The sequence below is a fragment of the Polaribacter sp. Z014 genome, assembly GCF_023555435.1.
Classification (GTDB): domain Bacteria; phylum Bacteroidota; class Bacteroidia; order Flavobacteriales; family Flavobacteriaceae; genus Polaribacter.
The window spans coordinates 149782-171423 of sequence record NZ_JALCZP010000005.1 but is presented as its reverse complement, the minus strand read 5'-3'; the positions used below and the strand labels follow the sequence as shown (position 1 = coordinate 171423).

The window sequence follows — 21642 nt, the reverse complement described above, 5'->3', positions numbered from 1 at the left end:
ATTCTATAATGTCGTAAAACAAATTATAACTCAAGATGTCTTTCTGAGACCCGAGAAAAAAAATTCACAAGCAGAAATGATGACGTGCAATTTTGTCATTTATGCGATAGGAGAAATCTCACAATTTAGAAAAACCTATAATTAAGTATCTTTATGTGATTTCTCTCTTTGTTCTAAACGATAATACGATATTCGTTCTTCCTATAATTTTATAAAATCAAAACGGGTTAAGTAATTTTATACCTAAACTCCAAACTGAGTTAAATGATGATCTAAATGTTTATAGAACGAATTATTCCACTCTACGGCAGTTAACTCCCCAAAAGAATGAGACTCCTTTCCTTCAAAATAAGCTTCTCCTAATTCTTGCGTTTTAGTTATATAATCTATTAAAATTTTCTTTTCAACCTCAAACTCCTTATCATCAGAAATAATGAATTGAGCAGCGGTTTTACCATTTTTAGCATACGGTTTTTCCGAAACAACAATCTTTTTCACAAACATCTTTAGTATCCATTTGGTAAATGCATTTGGCTTTGGATATTTATCCGTATAAACCATTTCATAACTTACAGAACAATGCGATAACATTTGTGAAACAGACATTTTACCCCAAGTTGGTTTTGTGGATGCTGTTAAATTATCAATTCTTTTAATAACTTCATTGGTGATTTCTTTCTCAAAAATATTTCTCATATTAATGAAGAATTTTAAATAATAGTTCCTTTAAAATATCTTTTTGAGTTTGGCTTGCTCCTACTCCTTTACTCTTTACGTCTGCATCTCGCAAAAAAGCAATTACTTGCGCTACTTTTCGCATCGGATAATTCTTAGCTGCCAAAAAATATTCATCTACAAAATACGGACTCACACCAAGTGCCTTTGCAACACCTCCTTTAGATTTATCTTTTAAACCATGAAATAATAACAATTGTGTAAAAAAACCATTCAACAAAGAAATCGTCATTACCAAAGGGTTATTTTTTGGGTTTTCTGCAAAATAATTTATAATTCTATTCGCTTTTACAATATTTTTCTCTCCTACCGATTTTCGTAATTCAAAATTATTAAAGTCCTTAGAAATACCAATATTATCTTCAATATGTTTGTCATCAATTATAGTATCTTTAGGTAGAATTAGCATTAATTTATCTAATTCATTAGATATTTTACTTAAATCTGTTCCTAAAAACTCTACCAACATTTGAGAAGCTTTCGGCTCTATTTGATATTTTTTACCACTTAATACTCTGCGAATCCAATCTGAAACCTGATTTTCATAAAGCTTTTTACTTTCGTAAACTAAGCCCGTTTTAGCAATTACTTTATGCAATTTTTTTCGCTTATCTAATTTTTTGTACTTATAATTAAAAACTAAAACAGTGGTTGGTTGCGGATTTTCTGCATAAGAAACTAACTTTTCTATATTTCTGCTTAGATCTTGCGCTTCTTTTACAATGATAACTTGTCTTTCGGCCATCATTGGGTAGCGTTTTGCCGAAGAAACAATATCTTCTATACTAGCATCTCTCCCATACATTACTTGCTGATTGAACCCTTTTTCGGATTCATCTAAAACATTTTCTTCTATATAATCAGAAATTTTATCAATATAATAAGGCTCATCACCCATTAAAAAATAAATAGGCTTTATATTCCCTTTCTTTATCTCTGAAACAATACTTCTTATTTCGTTCATTTTCTTACTTTTGACTGATGCAAAAACTCAACCTACCAACTTATAACTTCAAGCTCAAAAGTAGCGAAAATAAGACGCTTATTTTTGATAATTTGAGAAAAAAATATATGGTTTTAACTCCAGAAGAATGGGTTAGACAGCATTATGTACATTTTTTGATCGATGAAAAAAAATATCCTACTTCTTTAATTGCTTTAGAAAAACAGTTAACCATTAATAATCGCAAAAAAAGAACTGACATTTTAGTTTTTAATAAAGAAGGAAATCATGAAATTATTGTAGAATGCAAAGCACCTTCTATTAAAATTACACAAGATACTTTTGATCAAATTGCTCGTTATAACTTAAAATTAAAAGCTACATTTTTAATAGTTACCAATGGTTTAGAGCATTTTTACTGCAAAATGGATTTTGAAAATGAGACATATATTTTTCTAAAAGAAATACCTAATTATAAATAAAATTGGTAAATCCTGCGATAGCAGAAATTAAAATTCATTACATGAAACAAATTCTAATATCCGATGCCATAATAACCTTATATAAGCTTCGTTAAGTTTATCGTTTTTATTAAGAAAAAATTAGAATTAAACTAACTTATAAAATGTAAATTTGCACCCTTGAAAATAGCAATTGTCATATTAAATTGGAATGGTCAAAAACTGTTAGAACAGTTCTTGCCATCGGTTCTGAATTTTAGTTCGCAAGAAGCGGATATTTATATAGCAGACAATGCTTCTACAGATTCTTCAATTAAATATGTGAAAGAATTTTTTCCTTCAGTTAAAATTGTAGAAAACATTGTAAATGGCGGTTATGCAAAAGGGTATAATGATGCTTTGAAAAGAATAGATGCAGATATTTATTGCCTCTTAAATTCTGATGTTGAGGTTACGGAAAATTGGCTGAAACCCATTATTTCTGTTTTTAAAAGTGAAGAAAATACGGCTATTATTCAACCTAAATTATTAGATTTTAAAGACAAAACAAAATTTGAATATGCGGGTGCTGCTGGAGGTTTTGTAGATTTATACGGATATCCTTATTGTAGAGGTCGTATTTTTAATGAATTAGAAACCGATAATGGTCAATTTAATGATGAAGCTACTATTTTTTGGGCTTCAGGAGCTTGTCTATTTATTCGATCTAAAGTATATCACCTATTAGGTGGTTTAGATGAAGATTATTTTGCACATCAAGAAGAAATAGATTTATGCTGGAGAGCACAAAATAGAGGTTACAAAGTAAAATACGTAGGTACTTCTACTGTTTATCATATTGGCGGAGCCACTTTGCAAGAAACAAATCCGCACAAAACATATTTAAACTTTAGAAATAGCTTATTGAATGTAGTAAAAAATGTTCCTAAAAAATGGTTTCTATTCGTTATTTTTTCTCGTTTAATTTTAGACGGAATTGCAGGTCTTAAGTTTCTATTAGAGTTCAATCCCATACATACTTGGGCCATCATTAAAGCACATTTTAGCTTTTATAAAAACTTCTTTAAATTTTTAGGTAAACGTAGAGTTTTACAAAAGAAACAAGAGTACAATCTACACACAAGTATTGTTTGGCAATATTTTGCTCTTGGCAGAAAAAAGTTTGATGATTTAAAGTAATTGTAAAAAAATCTTGATACTTTTTTTCATACTTTAAAAACCACCACCATTAACGTCTTTTATAAGTAGAAGAAAATTAACTAATTATTATATTTTTCAAATTATAAAAATAACTCCACGAACCTATCACTTCTATCTTTTGGGAGATGTCTTATAAAGAGGAGAATGGAAAATTGAGCTATATTAAGTAATTTCTCTCTTTGGTTGAAATAACAAAACAGCCCGTGATCATTTTCGCTTGAGATTTTTTTTCTCGTGTATAGAAATAAAAAAAATGAAGCTTTACAACTAATTTTACAAAATTTCTAAACTCCCTTTGCCTTCTCTTATTACTTCTGGGTAGCCTTCAGTAAAATCTATAATCGTAGATCCTTGATTATCTCCATAACCCCCATCAATAACAATATCTACTAACTTACCCCATTTTTCAAAAATTAATTCTGGATCTGTCGTATATTCTAAAACTTCATCTTCATCTCTAATAGAAGTAGACACTATTGGGTTGCCCAACACTTCTACTAAAGTTCTAATAATATTATTATCAGGAATACGAATACCTACCGTTTTTTTCTTTTTAAAAACTTTCGGTAAATTATTACTTCCTGGTAAAATAAAGGTATAAGGACCTGGTAACGCCCTTTTAAGCACTTTAAAAGTAGCGCTATCTATTTGTTTTATATAATCTGATAAATGGCTTAAATTATTGCATATAAAAGAAAAATTAGCTTTTTCTAACTTTACACCTTTAATCTGAGCAATCTTTTCTAAAGCCTTATTATTAGTAATATCACAACCTAAGCCATAAACAGTATCTGTTGGGTAAATTACCAAACCGCCACGTTTTAAAACCCTAACAACTTTGTCTATTTCCTTTTGGTTTGGGTTCTCATTATATATTTTAATAAATTCTGCCATATATTAAATGTACAAAAACTCAACCTGATAACAATCATGTTGAGTTTTTTATTTCTGGGAAATTATAATTTTCTTAAGATTTATCTACCATTCTAAATCCTTCACCATGTATATTTAAAATTTCTACCTTTTCATCGGGTTTTAGGTATTTACGTAGTTTTGCTATATAAACATCCATACTTCTAGACGTAAAATAATTGTCGTCTCTCCATATTTTTGTCAAAGCCAATTCTCTTGGCATTAAATCATTTTTATGAATTGCCAACATACGTAACAATTTACTTTCTTTTGGAGATAATTTAATAGGTTCTCCTTCTTTTCCAACAGATAAATGTCTTAACTTAGAATTGAAGAAAAAACCTCCAATTACAAATTCGAATTGTTCTGACTCTGCAGTTTTATCTGTATCTTTTCGTTGTAAAATGGCCTTAATTTTATGCAATAATACTTCCGAATCGAACGGCTTATTTAAATAATCATCTGCACCAACAGCATATCCTCTTAAAACATCTTCTTTTAAAGTTTTTGCTGTTAAGAAAATAATTGGCACTTCTTTATTGGTGGTTCTAATATCTTGTGCAAGAGAAAATCCATCTTTACGAGGCATCATAACATCTAATATACATAAATCATAATCACTGTTTTTAAACATGATTAATCCTTCTATTCCATCTTTAGCATGAGTTACATTGTAATCATTTAATGCTAAATAATCTTTTAAGACCGTTCCAAAATTTGGATCATCTTCAACTAATAAAATTTTTTTACTTCCCATTGTTATATTTTTTAAATTAAAGGTAATTTTACTGTAAATGTACTTCCTACTCCTTTTTCGCTTTCTACGACAACTGTACCATGATGTTTTTCTACTATTTCTTTTACATAGGCTAAACCAAGTCCATGTCCTTTTACATCATGTATATTTCCTCTTTGCTCTCTATAAAACTTATCAAAAACGTTTTTTTGTACGGCCTTACTCATTCCTATTCCATAATCCTTTACTTTAAAGATAAAGAACTTATTTGTACTTTCTGTATAAACTTCAATTTTTGGAGCCCCTTCAGAATATTTTAAACCATTTTCTAATATGTTGACAATTATATTTGTTAAATGAAATTCGTTCCCTGGAATTTCTGTGATAATCGCTTCAAAATGGGTCTCTAATGTTCCTTTTCTATCTTGTATTAATAAGCTTACGTGTGTTATTGCATCTTCTATTACGTCGTGCATATCAATAGTTTCCTTACTAATATCTAATTGATTTTTCTCTAACCTAGATATTCTTAAGACATTTTCTACCTGAGAATGCATTCTTTTATTTTCATCTCTAATCATTTGCACATATCGTAAAACTTTGTCCTTATCATTAATAATCTTAGGATTCTTAATAGAATCTAAAGCTAAATTAATAGTAGCTATAGGAGTTTTAAACTCATGTGTCATGTTATTAATAAAATCAGTTTTAATTTCTGATATTTTCTTTTGTCTTACCAATTGATATAAAGAACTTGAAAAGGCAATTATAATAATAAAGATAAAAAACAAAGACAGTAATAAAATATTTGAAATACCAGAAAGTATGTGTTCATTTTTAGACGGAAATGTTACATATAACTCATACTCAACGTGTCCATTTTCGTTAAAAAAAAGTGGATACCGATAGCTCTCCTTTTTATTAATCGTATAATAACCAGACTTTAGTTTTGTTGCTAAACCATCCTTACTATAAACCCCATATTTAAAATCTAAAAATATATTTCGTTTTGCTAATGCCGTTTTTATAGTAACCTTTAAATCATTATTACTTATTCTTTGATGAATCGGTTTATTCTTTTTATAGTATTCAAAATATGGAGAATTATACGCATTTTCAATTTCCTTAAATCTTTTAGTAAAAGAGTATCTTTTTTCATCTGTAGAAGAAAAAGCGTTATCTACACCTTTAATTAATCTAGAATGAAAAAAATCTTGCCTTCCTGTAACTCTTTTTACAATAATAGAATCATTATCTAAAAAATCTGTTGGTAACTTAAAATTTTCTTCTAAATAGGTTGTTCCTAAAGAAAATCGCTCTTTCGATGTAGTATCTATTTCTTGAAAAAGGTAATTTCTAATTTGAGCATCATTTGCTAAACCTACATTTTCGAAAAAGTTCTCCATTTTTTTATCAAAAAAGGCCTTTTCTTTCTCATTGATTTTTTGAGATACACCTCCTAAAGATTTTTGAACTTCATTCTTAAATTGTTCATTCTTACTTGCCACAGCATTGTTTATCCAATACATCTGCACAGCAATAATTCCTATTAAAGAAATGCTCATTAAAACTACAATAAGAACAAACATTTTCTTACCCATACATCAAAGTTACGGCTTTCAAAAATTGAATTTATTGTTTTTAACCTAAATTAACAGCTTTACTTTAAATTTAAGAGTATTTTAACAATCCTATTGAATAAAATTAAATTCAACAGTATTTTTTTGTTAAAATATTATGGATATTAATAACTTGAAATTCAGTATTTTCTTTACTTAAATTGGTAATAACGTAGTTAGATTGTAGTAGTTTTTTATCTTCTAACCATTGGTTTTTTATTCTGTTTTCCACATCCTTTTTAGAGCTATGATCTCTTAACATTGTTCTTTCTATTCTAACACTTAGAGGAGCATAAACAGAAATAATAATATCGCACTTTAAATTACTTTTACTTTCAAAAAGAATAGCATTTTCATATAATATATACTCTTTATTTGCATGCTGATGTACAAATTGTTGAAAATGATTTTTAACCTCTGGGTGTACAATTGCATTTAAGGCCGCTAATTTGCTTTTATCCTGAAAAACAAGGTTTGCTATAAAAGGTCTATTTAATTGATTATCCTGATAAGATTCTTTACCAAAAAACTCAATAATTTTAGCTTTAATTCTTGAGGAAGCATTAATTAACTTTTTGGCCTCAAAATCTGCATTGTAAATAGCAACTGTATCAAATTTAGCAAAAAAATTAGCTACAGTCGTTTTACCACTACCAATGCCACCTGTTAAACCTACAACCATTTTATTTTTGAATTAAAAAATCTATTTTATTAGGAATTATTTTAAAACTTTTAACATAATCTGGACTCCCTATTACTTTGGGTAACAAATAATCCAGGTTATTCTCTTTAGTAACATTGTAATCACAAACAACTTTAAAAAAGTTTTTATCAATTTTATTAAAGTTAGACAGCCCCACCACATAAACAACTTCTACAGTTTTATTTAGTGTAGTAATAGTTACACCTTCTGGAAGGTTTTTTACTAAAAACGGAATTTCTAAAGTGCCTTCTGTAAATTTTTCTACTTTACCACTTATTGCTGCAAATGTTGATTTTACTTTAATATTACTCGAGTTTTTAGGTAATATAATTTCTACTTGTTTCGAGAAATCTGACCGAACATCATCTAATTTTAATAATTTTAAATTGATGGATGTTATCTTATTTATTTGAGCTTCTGGTCCAGAAATTAAAATACTATCTGGTTTTACAACTACAGGCTCTAAAATATCATAACCAATATGATAATTAATATCTAAATTAGGCTTTAAGGGCACTTTCTTAGATGTTAAAGTGCCAATATCTAAGTAAATAGTATCTAAAACAATTTCTTGTAATTGAACACCAGAAGGCAATTGTTTTTGAATAGTGTTTACCTGATTTCTTGTTAAAAAATAATACTTACTAGAAGATTTTTTAAGTAAACTATTTGCATTTAAGGCAATACTTTTATCACCAAAATTAGAGCTTATAATATTAAATCCAGACGATTTTACAATAATATCTATTTCTTTTATTGGTTTTTTCTGCAACAACTTATCTTGTGGAATATTTGTGTATTTTACAGGAAAAGTTAATGTTGTAACATACTCTTTAGAGAGCGTAATTAAAAACCACATTAAAATAGATGCTATTAAAAAACCTATAAAACTTTTCGATATTTTTTTATTCTTTATCAAGGAGGTTATATTTCAATTTTATGCAATCTACACAAAAGCATGTAAACAAAAAAGTGAGCAGTATCTAAAAAGACAAAGCTCACTTAATACTTTTAAAACTTAATTTTTATTTTTTAGCTGGAGCTAATTTTTTATTGGTCAATTCCATAGAAATTGCAGAGCGTTCAAACTTAATTTTCCCTGCTCCTGTTTCTACCGTTACCGTACCTTCTGTAGCATTTATTTCTGCTATTTTACCATGAATTCCACTAGATGTTACCACTTTTGCGCCTTTTTTAATTTCAGCCTGAAAAGCTTTTTCCTTTTTTTGGCGATTCATTTGTGGTCTAATCATAAAAAAATAGAACACTACAATAATTGCTAAAAAAGGTAACATACTCATTAAACTACCTACTCCTTCTTGTAAAAATATTACAGTTGATATCATTATTATTATGCTTTTGGTGTTACAGAACCTTTAAGTGTTAAGATTTCTCTACCTGCTTCTGTATTCGTTGTTAAAGTTACTGTTTTCTGTTGTCTGTTTGGTTTACCGCTTGTGTTAAATTTTACATTAACAGTACCTGTTTCTCCTGGTTTAATAGGTGTTTTAGGCCATGTAGGAACTGTACAACCACAAGATCCTTTTGCGTTTGTAATTACTAAATCTGTTTTACCAGAATTAGTTACTAAAAAACTAGTTTCTACAATATCTCCTTCATTTACAGTACCAAAATCGTATACTTTTTTATCTAAAGAAATAGATGCTGTTCCTTTTTTAATTTCATTATCTCTAGACGATGCTTGGTCTAAATTTTCCTTGTTAATTTTTTTTACTGCACTTCCGCCGTCTTTACAAGCGGTAAAAAAAGATGCTGTAATTACAAATGCTAATAAAATTGTTATTTTTTTCATTATGATTTAATTTTGTGTAAAAATAATAAATAATTTTTCGAAAACAATAGTTTAGAGTAAGCCTCTACCAATTTTAACTATTTTTTTATCTTTTATAAATTCTTTTGAAATTTTATCTAAAACTCCATTAATAAAGTAACTACTTTTTTCTGTAGAATAATCTTTAGAAATTTCTATAAATTCATTAATAGTAACTCTAGTTGGTATAGAATGGAAATTTAGAAATTCTGAAATTGCCATTTTTATTAGAATCATATCTATATCAGCAATTCTATCTATTTCCCAGTTTGGCGTTTTCTCTTCTATAATTAATTCGTATTCTGCATTCTTTAAAACCGTTTTCTTAAACAATTTAGATCCAAAATCTTCATCATCCTTATCTTTATAAAGTTTTCCTAAAACAAAAATGGTATTGTCTTTTTGTTTACTTAGTGTTTTTACTATCCAAGTATTTACAAAAGGAATATCATCTGCCCAAGAAATCATAGTATCTTCATAATACTCTCCTAATTTCTCATCGGGAGCAATAATTTCTTTGAAAAAATCTATAACAAAAGTTTTATCTACTTTGTAAGAATCTTCTACAGTATCTAAATATTTTTTATACAAATCGCTCTTTTGCAATTTCTCAAAAATAATTTTCACATACTCATCACTTTCTTCCCAATTTCTTAAATCATTTAACTCAACATACCCCTCTATACTAACGCTTTCTGCGATGGTATTTATCAGTTTATTGTTTAAAAACTTGTTGTTTGGATTTAAATCTTCTTTTGTAGCAAGAATTTTGTTTTTAGAAAGTGCGATTTTTTTAGCGGCTAATTTCTGTACTTCTACTAATAACTGTAAATTTAAAACGTACAAATCGTACATTTTTAAAATACTATGTTTTAAAAATTTTTCCTCCTTAATGATATCATCATTATGAGAATGTAACATAGCGTACACAGATTGCATTACTTTAACTCGAATATGTCTTCTGTTAATCATTTCTAAAGAACTTATATATAAATTTCGGTGCAAAAATAGTGTTATTTTACTTTTATTCGACTACCTTTTTAATTCTTTTTTAAGATTTAATTCTATCCTTAAACGTGTATCTTTGTGCTTTCACTTTTTTAACAAAAAAATATTTTACAAACACTTTATTAATTGTAATTTTATTTTTTAAAATTCAGTATTGATTGAAAGAACTAAGGCACGTAAATAAATACTTTTCTAAATATAAATGGCGCTTATTAATTGGATTATTAGCAACCATTTTATCAAAATTTTTAGCTTTAAAAGTTCCGCAAATAATTGGTGATTCTTTAAATATTGTTGAAGATTATCAAGCAGGAAATGTTACAGATTTAAACATTGTACAGCATCAGTTATTAATTAACATTCTAATAATTATTGGAGCTGTTCTTTTGTCAGGTATCTTCACTTTTTTAATGAGACAAACGATTATTGTTACTTCTAGGTTGATAGAATTTGATCTTAAGAACGAAATTTATCAACAATACCAAAGATTATCACTTAATTTTTATAAGAAAAACAGAACGGGAGATTTAATGAATCGTATTTCTGAAGATGTCTCTAAAGTAAGAATGTATGTTGGGCCAGCAATTATGTACAGTATGAATATGATTGTATTATTTGCTGTTGGTTTTACTCAGATGATGAGTATTAATGTAAAATTAACCATGTACACCCTAATTCCTTTTCCTTTATTATCCATTTCTATTTTCGTTTTAAGTAAAGTAATACATAAAAGAAGTACCGTTGTTCAACAATATCTATCAAAACTGACCACTTTTAATCAAGAGTTTTTCTCTGGTATTAATGTGGTAAAATCTTACGGAATTGAAGCTTCTATAATAAAAGACTTCGATAAAATTGCCGATGAAAGCAAGGAAAAAAATATTCACCTTCAAAAAGCAAATGCCTTATTTTTTCCGTTAATGATTTTTTTAATTGGTATCAGTAATTTACTAGTAATCTACGTTGGTGGAACACTATATATAAATGGAGAAATACAGATAGGTACTATTATAGAGTTTATGTTATATGTAAATATTTTAACTTGGCCTGTTGCTGTTGTTGGTTGGGTTACTTCTATGGTACAGCAAGCTGAAGCTTCGCAAGCAAGAATTAATGAATTTCTAAAGCAAGTACCAGAAATACAAAACACCAATACTTCTTACTCTGAATTAAAAGGAAACGTTACTTTTAAAGATGTTACTTTTACGTATGATGATACAAATATTACGGCTTTAAAAAACGTTAATTTCTCTGTAAAATCTGGAGAAACAATTGCTATTTTAGGAAAAACTGGTTCTGGAAAATCTACTATTATTGAACTCATATCTAGATTATATGACACCAAAAAAGGAACCATTTTATTAGACGATACACCTATTAAAGAAGCCAATTTAGATGCTGTTAGAAGTCAGATTGGTTTTGTACCCCAAGATCCGTTTTTATTTTCGGAAACGATAGAAGACAATATTAAATTTGGTAAAGAAGACGCTACAGAAGAAGAAATTATTACGGCGGCTAAAAATGCAGATGTACATAAAAACATTATCGATTTTCCTAAAGGATATAAAACCATATTAGGAGAACGTGGAGTTACCCTTTCTGGCGGACAAAAACAGCGTGTTTCTATTGCAAGGGCAATTATTAAAAAACCTAAGATTTTAATTTTTGATGATTGTTTGTCTGCTGTAGACACAGAAACCGAGGAAAGAATCTTATCTAATTTAGAACGAATTTCAAAAAATATAACTACTTTTATTATAAGTCATAGAATTTCTTCTGCTAAAAATGCTGATAAAATTATTGTTTTAGACAACGGTAAAATTACACAACAAGGAACTCATAATCAACTAATAACGCAAGAAGGATATTATAAAGATTTGTATGAGCAACAACTTTTAGAAAAAGAAATTTAATCTTTAACCTTGCTACATAAAATATTTTGTTAGATTTGTTAAGTATAAAAAACATATTATAATTACTATTTAAAAGAATTATGGCAGAGAGAGTAGAGAGAGTTGAACAGGAAGAAATTTTTTCACAAGTTTTAAGAGCAGGAAGAAGAACTTACTTTTTTGATGTAAGAGCAACAAAAGCAGATGATTATTACTTAACTGTTACAGAAAGTAAAAAATTTACGCACGATGATGGTTCTTTCCATTACCAAAAGCACAAAATTTACTTATACAAAGAAGATTTTACCGATTTTCAAGAAATGTTAGGTAAAGCAACCGATTACATTTTAAATGAAAAAGGTAGCGAAGTAATTAGTGAGCGTCACCAAAAAGACTTTAAAAAAGAAGAAGAAACAGAAACAACTGATGAAGTAAAATCTACAGAAAGTTTTACTGATCTTTCTTTTGACGATATATAACAGTTACAGACCGTTTTTGTATTCCCTTAATTATGAATACCTAAATACAGGCAAATAAGTCCGTTAAAAATATTTTAATTCGAATTTTACACAAAGAGAAAAACCGCAAATTTACTATTTGCGGTTTTTTGATTTTAAAGAAATAATTATTATGAATTACCTACTCAAGAAAGGATTTAAAACCCTTTCTTGAGTGTTATTTTTATAAATTAAAGTACCTTCTTAATGGTCTTTGTTTTAGCAACGGTTTCCTCCCATTCCTTTTTAGCATTGCTATCTTTTGTAATACCTCCACCAACATATATAGACGCAATTTTATCTTCAATACTCATACATCTTAAATTTACAAAAAGCGAAGAATTTTTATTTTCAATATTTAATTCCCCTAAAAAACCACTATAAAATGTTCTTTTATAGTTTTCATTTTGATAAATAAACTCCTCAGCTTTGTCTCTTGGCAAACCACAAACTGCTGGTGTTGGGTGCAAACCTCTAATTAATGCTTTTAAACTAGCACTTTTATTCAACTCCCCTGCTACACTACTTCTTAAATGTAACAAGTTCCCCGCTTTTACCGTTTCTTTTTTATCAATTTTTAGATTGGTAGAAAGAGGTTTTAATTGGCTCTCTATAAAATTAGTAACTAATTGCTGCTCTTCTAATTCCTTACTTTTCCATATAACCTCTTCAGAATCTATATAAACTTGAGTTCCTGCTAAAGCCATTGTTTTAAAACTGTTTCCAGTAATATTTAAAAGAGTTTCTGGGGTTGCGCCAAACCACAAACCAACTTTTGGATGAAACCAAACATACACAAAAGCATTTGCATAGGTTTTTAAAAGTTTTTTAAATGTAAGAAGTATATCTAATTTATCTAATTGAATTTCTTCTTTTCTAGAAACGACCACTTTTACAAGCTCGTTTTTATTAATTTCATCTAGTGCTTTTTCTACTAAATGAAGATGTTTTTCTTTATCAGAATTTATATTTTCTTTAAAATTATCATTCAGAGAAAAATTTTCTTCAATTAAAATATTTTCATTGATAAATTCTGATTTTTCTAAAGGAAATAAAACAGCATTTTCCTCTCTATTAAAAGGCGCAAAAACAAATCCTGCCTCTGTATATTGAGATGTAAAATGCAATGTAATATCAGTCATAAAAAAACCAGAAACTTGTTCTGAGTTTGGTTTTCTATACGCTACAAAAGGACTATTTCTTTTGTGATGTTCTTCTATTTTATTAAAAATGATATTCAATGTATTATCTAAATTATTTTGTCTTTAAAATCTATTTCAAAGATTCCCTTTCTATTAGCGGAAAAAGATCTTGCTTATTTTAATGAGTATTGTTCAATGAAAATATCTTATTTGGCACTAGTTAAAAGAGCACTAGCGAACATAAAAAAGTTAACAAAGAAAAATTCACAAAAACTTTGCGACCTTTGCGAAAGCCTTTGCTCCTTTGCGTTTATTTGTCCTTATTCCTATTTAAAACAATATTGGTCATTTTCGCTACAGATATTAAATCGTCATTTTCATCAACAATTTTAACTTCCCATAAATGCGTTGTTCTCCCTTTATGAATATTTGTTGCAGTTGCAAAAACAGTGCCTTCTCTTTTACTTTTTATATGGTTTATAGATAACTGAATTCCATTTACAAACTGGGTTTTACTATCTATAAAAAAGTTAGAAGCAGCGCTTCCAACACTTTCTGCTAATGCTGCCGTTGCACCACCATGTAATTGCCCATAAGGCTGATGAACTTTAGAGTTTACAGGCATTTTTGCCGTTAAAAAATCATCACCTAAAGCAACATATTCAATATCAAGCGTTTCCATTAAGGTGTTTTTAGAACTCTCGTTAAACGCTTTTAAAATAGCAACTGTATCCATATCCTTCAAATTATATGGTAAAAGTACATATAAAATTTTGTATTTTTGCAGCAGAAAAATTAATCCATTTCATGTACAAAATACGCGTAATTTTAGACACAAAAGAAGATGTAATCAGAACTATTTTGGTTGATAACAGCTTAAACTTAGAAGATTTACATGCCACAATTGCTAAAGCCTTTGGTTTTGGAGGTAGAGAAATGGCTTCTTTTTATAGAACGGATGACGAATGGGAACAGGGAGAAGAGATTCCGTTATTTAATATGGAAGAAGTGGGCGAAGGTATTTCTATGCAAACCTGTATTTTAAATGATACGTTACCAGAAGAAGGTAATAAGCTAATTTACGTATATGATTTCTTAAAAATGTGGACTTTCTACGTTGAAGTTATTGAGGTTTCTGATGAGAAAAAAGAAGATTTACCACAAATTATTTTAACTGTAGGAGAAATACCAAGTGAAGCTCCTGATAAGGAATTTGTTGCAGAAAAACTAGATGATGGTTTTGGTGATGATGGAGACATAGACGATGAATATGGTCATTTTGATGATGATTACGATTATAATGAATATTAATTTAGTATTCAGTTGCAGTTTATAGCACTCATTATACACTATCCTTTATATAATTCAAGTCAATTATTTCTATTCTGAACTTGACTGATTACTGCCAACTGAAAACTGTGGACTTATTTCTCGTAACAAAATTGTAAATTAGTCGTCTTACAAACATAACCGACTAAATCAATTTCTTTGGAAACTATCTTATCACTCAAAAATCTCGATAAAAAATACGGAAAAGTTCACGCAGTAAACAATCTTTCTTTTGATATAGAAAGAGGAAATGTCTACGGAATCTTAGGTCCTAACGGAAGTGGAAAATCTACCACTTTAGGGATTATCTTAAATGTTGTAAACAGAACTTCTGGAGAGTTTTCTTGGTTTAACGGAAAACTTTCTACACACCAAGCGTTAAAGAAAGTAGGTGCTATTATAGAACGACCTAATTTTTACCCTTACATGACGGCTACTCAAAATTTAGCTTTAATCTGTAAGATCAAAGAAATATCCACAGAAAAAATTAACGAAAAACTTGCTACCGTAAATCTTTTTGACCGCAGAGATAGTAAATTTAGTACGTTTTCTTTAGGAATGAAACAACGTTTAGCTATTGCTTCTGCCCTACTTAATGATCCAGAAATTTTAATTTTAGATGAACCTACTAATGGTTTAGATCCGCAAGGAATTCATGAAATTCGTCAAATTATACAAAATATTGCCGCTACCGGAACTACTATTTTATTAGCTTCTCACCTATTAGATGAAGTAGAAAAAGTATGTTCTCATGTTGTTGTTATTAGAAATGGCGTAAAATTATACGCTGGTCGTGTAGATGAAATGACAGCTTCTAATGGTTTGTTCGAATTAAAAGTTGAAGCTAACGAAGATAAATTACTATCTCTATTAGAAGAACATCCTGCAATAGCAAAAGTTTCTAAAGATCACGAAACGATCATTGCTACCTTAAATACCACTATTTCATCCGCAGAAATAAATGAATTTCTCTTTAAAAAAGGAATTGTTTTATCGCATTTAGTAAAACGTAAACCTAGTTTAGAGCAACAATTCTTAGATCTAACAAACAACAACTAACCACCTTTTAAACTACAAAGTCATGTTAAGACTACTAACCATAGAGTTTCATAAATTAAAATACAACAGAGCCAGTAAAGTATTATCACTTATTTACTTTGGCTTACTTACTTCTATTGCATTAATTGCTGCCGTAAAATTTGATATTGGACCTATAAAATTCCATTTAGCAGATATGGGAATTTTTAATTTCCCGTACATCTGGCATTTTAATACATACATGGCATCCATTTTAAAGTTTTTCTTACTCTTGGTAATTGTTTCTATGATGGCCAATGAATACAGCTACAAAACATTAAAACAGAATTTAATTGATGGTTTAAGTAAAAAAGAATTTATACTTTCTAAATTTTATACAGTAGTCGTTTTTGCACTAATTTCAACAATTTTTGTATTTGTAGTCTCTTTAATTTTAGGTCTTGTTTACTCAGATTATAATGAATTATCAATAATAACTACAGATTTAATCTACCTATTAGCTTTTTTTATAAAACTAGTTGGTTTCTTTTCTATGGGATTGTTTTTTGGAATCTTAGTAAAACGCTCTGCTTTTGCAGTAGGCGCCATGGTAGTTTGGCTTATAGGAGAAAGTATGTTTAAAGGGTATCTTTTTTGGTCTTTTAGAGATGCGGACAAAACATCTGAATCTGTTGATGCTATTATGCAATTTTTACCGTTAGAGTCTATATCTAACCTTATAAAAGAGCCATTTTCTAGATTAAATGCGGTAAAATCTGTAGCAAATCAAATAGGAGAAAATTTTACAAAAAGTTACGATGTAAATTTCTCCGCGATACTTATTGTTTGTGCATGGACTTTTATCTTTATGTACCTTTCTTACAAACTACTCCAGAAGAGAGATTTATAGCAAATATTTTATCTTATTTTCTAACATTTAAAAACCATTACATTCAATAAACTTTTGTAATTTGCCTTTAAATTATTGTGTTATTAATACCATTTTAACACAAATAATATTAATACTTAATTTAATATTACAATGCGCAAAAGTTTTCTCTATATTTTATTCATTTTTATAACTTTTCAAAATATAAATGCACAATTAAGCAAAAAGCATTATTTACCTCCTATTACGAGTGATGACCCTATAGAAAACCAATATATTTACATCTCTACACCAAAAAGTAGTAATGTTTCATTTACCATAAAACCCATTGGAAGACCAGCTTCCGAAGAAATTACAGGAACCGTTTCTAAATCTACTCCTTTTTCTACCACCTCATCAAGGGTTGGCTTTCAGTTGTTTCAAGAATCAAACAAAACGGCTGTAATAACAAATGATAAAGGCTATATTATAGAAGCAAATGATGTTATTTATGTTTCTGTAAGAATTAGATCTAGTAGCTCTTATCAAGCAGCCGCAATTGTAAGTAAAGGTTTATCTGCACTAGGTACAGAATTTAGAATGGGAGGCTTTACAAGTAGTTCTCCCAAAGGAGGCCATCTAAACTTTGTATCTGTAATGGCTACAGAAAACAATACCAATGTAACTTTTAGTGATTTTGCTCCTAGTATTTCAATAAACAATTATACTGGTTCAGTACCGTTTACAAAAACGTTAAATGAAGGTGAAACCTTTATCGTTTCTGTTTCTTTTGATTTAGGAGGCAACCCCAACGATTTAATAGGTGCCTTAATAAAATCTGATAATGAAGACAAGCCAATTGTGGTTAATTCAGGTTCTGCAACAGGTAGTTTTTATGAAGGTCACAACAATAGAGATTATGGTATAGACCAAATTGTAGATGCCAAAAAAATTGGAGACGAATATATTTTTGTAAGAGGGGACGGAAAAGATGACTGGGAAAATGTACTAATTATTGCACATACAGACGGCACAAATATAAAAATTAATGGTGTAGATGTAGTATTACCTGTCCCTTTAAAAAGTGGAGAATACTATGTAATTGAAGGTGATCAATACAGCTCAAATGGTAATATGTATGTGCAAACTACACAACCCGTTTTCGCTTATCAGGGTGTTGGATATGGCAACAACTCTGCAAATCAAGGTTTATTTTTTGTTCCTCCTCTAAATTGCGAAAGTACAGGTTTTGTAGATAACATACCAAATATTGATAAAATTGGCTCTTATACCTTTGAGGGTGGTGTTACTATTGTAACAAAAAAAGATGCAACTTTAATTATTGACGAAGTTTCTACTAACCCAACACATGCCATCGTTGGGCCTAAAGATATTGTTGGTAATAGTAATTATGTAACCTACAAAGTAACGGACCTTTCAGGTAATATTACCGTAAAAAGTTTAATAGATGATGTAGCTACAGAACTTTATTGTTCTTACTTTAATAGAAATGGCTCTGCTACTTCTGGTGGTTTTTACTCAGGTTTCCCTTCTAAACCAGAAATTATTTTTAACGTAGCTATTTCTACTCTAGGAAACTGCCTTGGTAATGATTTAAAATTACAAGCATCAAATACAGATTTATTTGATGGTGGTATGCAATGGCAATTATATGATACCTCTTCAGATTCCTGGATAACCAAAGGAACAGAAAACACTTACACTCCTTTACAAACAGAACCTGGTAGATACCGATTAATTGGTACAATTTTATGTACGGGTACAAATTTTATTTCTGATGACATACCCATTAGTATTTGCCCTGATGATTATGACAAAGATGGTATTATCGACAATGTAGATGTTGACATAGATAACGATGGAATTTTAAATTGTGATGAATCTTTAGGGAATAAAACTATCAATTTAACAAATACTAGTTCACCAATTGTAGAAGATAACTTAACTACAATTACTGCTGATATTACATCTAAAAATACAACCTTTACAGGAGATGCAACAGGTAATTTTATTTCTATAGCGAGCTCAGGCGGAACATCAAATACAAAATACACGTTAGATTTCGATAAAAACATCAACTTTAAATTAACACAAAATCCAACAACTAATCATACTATTTCTTCTGATGAATATTTTATCATCAAATTATCACAAACAGAAAAAAACATTACGTTAATAGATCCAGATGATCAAATTTTGGTGGATACCAATAATGACAATGAATTTGAAAGTGGCATAACACAATTTTCTTCCATAGAAATTAAATTCAAATTCAAATCTAATCTAGCAGGAAGTTCAAGTACTTTTCAATTCGTAGCTAATCAAATTAAAAACATCTCTTTTGAACACCACAACAATAATAGCAGTGAAATTTCTACGTTTAATGGAACTTTAGGCTTGACTTGTTTTACCTTAGATTCCGATGGAGACGGAATTGAAAACATGTTCGATTTAGATACTGATAATGACGGAATTCCTGATTTATACGATGCTTATGGTCAAAATATTACATTAATAAAAATAGACACAAACGTTGATGGTTTAGATGATGTTTTTGACACCACAACAACAAATTTAGACACTGATGCTGATGGTGTAAAAAACTATTTAGACTACGATTCTGATAACGATGGTATTTTTGATGCTACAGAAGCGGGTCATAATTTAGATACAAATTTTGATAGCATTGTTGATACTTTTACAGACATCAATAAAAACGGATTGGCAGACTCTTTAGAAAACGATACTTCAATACAAACATTATCACTTAATTATACCATTACAGACACTGACGCAGATACTAATTTTAATTTTGTTGAATTAGATGCAGATGATGATGGTTGTTTTGATGTTAAAGAAGCTGGATTTAGTGATACAAATGAAAATGGAATTTTAGATACATCAACTTTTGAAGTAGATATAAACGGAAAAATAATAAATAATTCTGATGGTTATTCAGACCCTAATTTAGATTATATTATAGCTGCACCAATAGTTATAACATCATTTATAGATGTTACATTTTGTGAAAGTGATACAGATACAATTTCAATTGATATGGATCTAGACGCATCAGAATACAGTTTTCAATGGGAAGTTTCTACAGATGGCACAACTTGGACCATTATTGATGATACTGATACCACAGATTTATACCAAGGAAGTACCACTAACTCTTTACAAATTACAGACATTCCAACTTCTTATAATGGCAACCACTATAGAGTTCTTTTAAACAAAGCAGGAAATACATGCGGACTAACTTCTAAAGCAATTACTTTAACGGTAAACCCAAAACCAATATTGTTAAATAATAGCGTTTTGCTTAGACAATGTGCAGACAATACTAGTAAAAACACCATTATAAATCTTTCGGAAGCAGAAAAAACCATTATCAATAATACCGATAGTAAATTTTATTTTGAGTATTATGAAACAGAAACAGACGCTATTAACGGAAATACAAGCAATCTTATAACTGACATAGAAAACTACCTTGTAACTGATGGTTTGGCTAAAGCGGGAGTAAGAATAATTTCTAACGATACGGGTTGTTACTCTATTGCTAATATTAAAGTTGAAGCTTCTTATGCAGGCAATGTTTTGTATGACAAAACCTTTGAAGAATGTGATGATTATACAGATATTGATGATGCTCCTGATGGAATTACAAATTTTGATTTTAGTGCAGCAAGACAAGAGGTTATAGATACTTTTCCTCCAGGAATTAAAGGAGATATCGAAGTGTATTTTTACGAAACTACCACAGACAGAGATGCTGCTACAAACGCAATTCCAAATATTTCTAAACATAGAAATACTGGTTATCCTTTTAATCAAACTATATACATCAAAATAAAAAATAAGAATAATAACGATTGTGAAGGAATTGGAAAATTATCTCTAAAAACAAATGCTATCCCTGTTTTTTCTGTTGATGGAGAAGATCCAGACAACCCGATAATTATTTGCACAAAAAACATTCCGTATACATTACAAGTAAATACCCTTGGTGCTTATAAGTATGAATGGACAAAAAACGGAGATCCTTTTGGTGGAAAATCCAAAGAAGTTGACATTAATGATGCAGGAAATTACACAGTTACCGCATTTAGTAAAACAACAAAAGTTTGTTCATATTCTAGAACCATTATTGTTTTAAAATCTAATTTTGAAACCTTAGAAGAAAGTATTGTTACCATTACCGATGATACTTCTGGTATAAGCTCTAATTTAAGTATCCGTATAGACATTCCTACAAATCCATTGATTAATGAGGAATTTCTATTTGCTTTAGAAAATGAAAACGGAAATACAATACGTTCTTTTCAAGACAGTAATATTTTTGAAGACATAGAAGGCGGAATTTATAAAATTATTGTTGAAAATAAAGATGGGTGTGGTACTTCAGAATTAATAGTTTCTGTAATTCAATTTCCAAAATTCTTTACGCCAAATGGCGATACAAAAAATAACACTTGGTTTGTAAAAGGAGCTAGTAACACGTTATACCAATCTAACAGTAGCATTAACATCTTTGATAGATATGGTAAATTAGTAGCCCAAACAACTATAGGTGGTGAAGGTTGGGACGGAACTTACAACGGAAAATTATTACCTTCTAACGATTATTGGTTTACTGCACAACTAATTCCAATAGACACCAACAAAATGCCCATTCTTAAAAAAGGACATTTTTCTTTAATTAGAAAATAAAACTAATAAAAA

The 21642-nt window shown here is 29.2% G+C and carries 20 protein-coding genes; 8 read left to right on the top strand and 12 right to left on the bottom strand.

Features of this window, described 5'->3' with window-relative positions:
* Positions 1 to 243: 243 nt before the first annotated feature.
* Both MPF19_RS09040 and holA read right to left on the bottom strand, forming a co-directional pair.
* Positions 244 to 696 carry a DUF1569 domain-containing protein gene (locus tag MPF19_RS09040; protein WP_249987880.1) on the bottom strand — a complete coding sequence of 151 codons (453 nt, stop codon included), beginning with the start codon at positions 694 to 696 and terminating at the stop codon, positions 244 to 246.
* 1 nt (position 697) lies between these two features.
* On the bottom strand, positions 698 to 1699 hold the full coding sequence (gene holA / locus MPF19_RS09035; RefSeq protein ID WP_249987879.1) for a DNA polymerase III subunit delta: 1002 nt from the start codon (positions 1697 to 1699) through the stop codon (positions 698 to 700).
* Between the two features lie 17 nt (positions 1700 to 1716).
* On the opposite strand from holA, the gene MPF19_RS09030 reads away from it, so the two are divergent.
* On the top strand, positions 1717 to 2160 hold the full coding sequence (locus MPF19_RS09030) for a type I restriction enzyme HsdR N-terminal domain-containing protein (RefSeq protein WP_203392166.1): 444 nt from the start codon (positions 1717 to 1719) through the stop codon (positions 2158 to 2160).
* A gap of 159 nt (positions 2161 to 2319) precedes the next feature.
* Positions 2320 to 3318 carry a glycosyltransferase family 2 protein gene (locus MPF19_RS09025; protein WP_203392165.1) on the top strand — a complete coding sequence of 333 codons (999 nt, stop codon included), beginning with the start codon at positions 2320 to 2322 and terminating at the stop codon, positions 3316 to 3318.
* Between the two features lie 294 nt (positions 3319 to 3612).
* On the opposite strand, the gene MPF19_RS09020 is transcribed toward MPF19_RS09025, so the two are convergent.
* From MPF19_RS09020 to nusB, 8 genes are all read right to left on the bottom strand, one after another.
* Entirely contained in the window at positions 3613 to 4233 is a 621-nt protein-coding gene (locus MPF19_RS09020) for an L-threonylcarbamoyladenylate synthase (protein ID WP_249987877.1), read from the bottom strand.
* Between the two features lie 73 nt (positions 4234 to 4306).
* Positions 4307 to 5008: a response regulator transcription factor gene (locus MPF19_RS09015; protein ID WP_203392163.1), complete on the bottom strand. Its 702-nt coding sequence runs from the start codon at positions 5006 to 5008 to the stop codon at positions 4307 to 4309.
* 11 nt (positions 5009 to 5019) lie between these two features.
* Positions 5020 to 6588 (bottom strand): sensor histidine kinase, encoded by a 1569-nt coding sequence (locus tag MPF19_RS09010; RefSeq protein ID WP_203392162.1) that lies wholly within the window; start codon positions 6586 to 6588, stop codon positions 5020 to 5022.
* A 109-nt stretch (positions 6589 to 6697) separates the two neighbouring features.
* A complete protein-coding gene (coaE, locus tag MPF19_RS09005) occupies positions 6698 to 7288 on the bottom strand; it encodes a dephospho-CoA kinase (protein ID WP_203392161.1) in 591 nt (196 codons plus the stop codon).
* Between the two features lies 1 nt (position 7289).
* On the bottom strand, positions 7290 to 8228 hold the full coding sequence (locus MPF19_RS09000) for a CdaR family protein (protein ID WP_249987876.1): 939 nt from the start codon (positions 8226 to 8228) through the stop codon (positions 7290 to 7292).
* A 106-nt stretch (positions 8229 to 8334) separates the two neighbouring features.
* Positions 8335 to 8655: a preprotein translocase subunit YajC gene (yajC, locus tag MPF19_RS08995; RefSeq protein ID WP_203392160.1), complete on the bottom strand. Its 321-nt coding sequence runs from the start codon at positions 8653 to 8655 to the stop codon at positions 8335 to 8337.
* A gap of 5 nt (positions 8656 to 8660) precedes the next feature.
* Positions 8661 to 9122 carry a DUF1573 domain-containing protein gene (locus tag MPF19_RS08990; RefSeq protein WP_203392159.1) on the bottom strand — a complete coding sequence of 154 codons (462 nt, stop codon included), beginning with the start codon at positions 9120 to 9122 and terminating at the stop codon, positions 8661 to 8663.
* Between the two features lie 51 nt (positions 9123 to 9173).
* Positions 9174 to 10112, bottom strand: coding sequence for a transcription antitermination factor NusB (gene nusB / locus MPF19_RS08985; RefSeq protein WP_249987875.1), 939 nt, complete (start codon positions 10110 to 10112; stop codon positions 9174 to 9176).
* Between the two features lie 194 nt (positions 10113 to 10306).
* Between nusB and MPF19_RS08980 the strand changes: the two genes are divergently transcribed.
* Both MPF19_RS08980 and MPF19_RS08975 read left to right on the top strand, forming a co-directional pair.
* Positions 10307 to 12061, top strand: coding sequence for an ABC transporter ATP-binding protein (locus tag MPF19_RS08980; protein ID WP_249987873.1), 1755 nt, complete (start codon positions 10307 to 10309; stop codon positions 12059 to 12061).
* Positions 12062 to 12141: 80 nt separating this feature from the next.
* On the top strand, positions 12142 to 12519 hold the full coding sequence (locus MPF19_RS08975; protein ID WP_203392156.1) for a PUR family DNA/RNA-binding protein: 378 nt from the start codon (positions 12142 to 12144) through the stop codon (positions 12517 to 12519).
* 209 nt (positions 12520 to 12728) lie between these two features.
* Here the strand turns inward: MPF19_RS08975 and MPF19_RS08970 are convergent, their stop codons facing one another.
* Positions 12729 to 13778, bottom strand: a complete 1050-nt coding sequence (locus MPF19_RS08970) for a chorismate-binding protein (protein WP_249987872.1) — start codon at positions 13776 to 13778, stop codon at positions 12729 to 12731.
* Positions 13779 to 13989: 211 nt separating this feature from the next.
* Positions 13990 to 14415: a PaaI family thioesterase gene (locus tag MPF19_RS08965; protein ID WP_249987871.1), complete on the bottom strand. Its 426-nt coding sequence runs from the start codon at positions 14413 to 14415 to the stop codon at positions 13990 to 13992.
* Positions 14416 to 14486: 71 nt separating this feature from the next.
* On the opposite strand from MPF19_RS08965, the gene MPF19_RS08960 reads away from it, so the two are divergent.
* The 4 genes from MPF19_RS08960 to MPF19_RS08945 all read left to right on the top strand — a co-directional run bounded on the left by MPF19_RS08960 (position 14487) and on the right by MPF19_RS08945 (position 21630).
* On the top strand, positions 14487 to 14990 hold the full coding sequence (locus tag MPF19_RS08960; protein WP_203392154.1) for an IS1096 element passenger TnpR family protein: 504 nt from the start codon (positions 14487 to 14489) through the stop codon (positions 14988 to 14990).
* Positions 14991 to 15167: 177 nt separating this feature from the next.
* Complete coding sequence (locus MPF19_RS08955; protein ID WP_249987870.1) at positions 15168 to 16067, top strand: ABC transporter ATP-binding protein; 900 nt, start codon at positions 15168 to 15170, stop codon at positions 16065 to 16067.
* A gap of 22 nt (positions 16068 to 16089) precedes the next feature.
* Positions 16090 to 16935: an ABC transporter permease gene (locus MPF19_RS08950; protein WP_249987868.1), complete on the top strand. Its 846-nt coding sequence runs from the start codon at positions 16090 to 16092 to the stop codon at positions 16933 to 16935.
* 132 nt (positions 16936 to 17067) lie between these two features.
* Positions 17068 to 21630, top strand: a complete 4563-nt coding sequence (locus MPF19_RS08945; RefSeq protein WP_249987866.1) for a T9SS type B sorting domain-containing protein — start codon at positions 17068 to 17070, stop codon at positions 21628 to 21630.
* Positions 21631 to 21642: the final 12 nt, after the last annotated feature.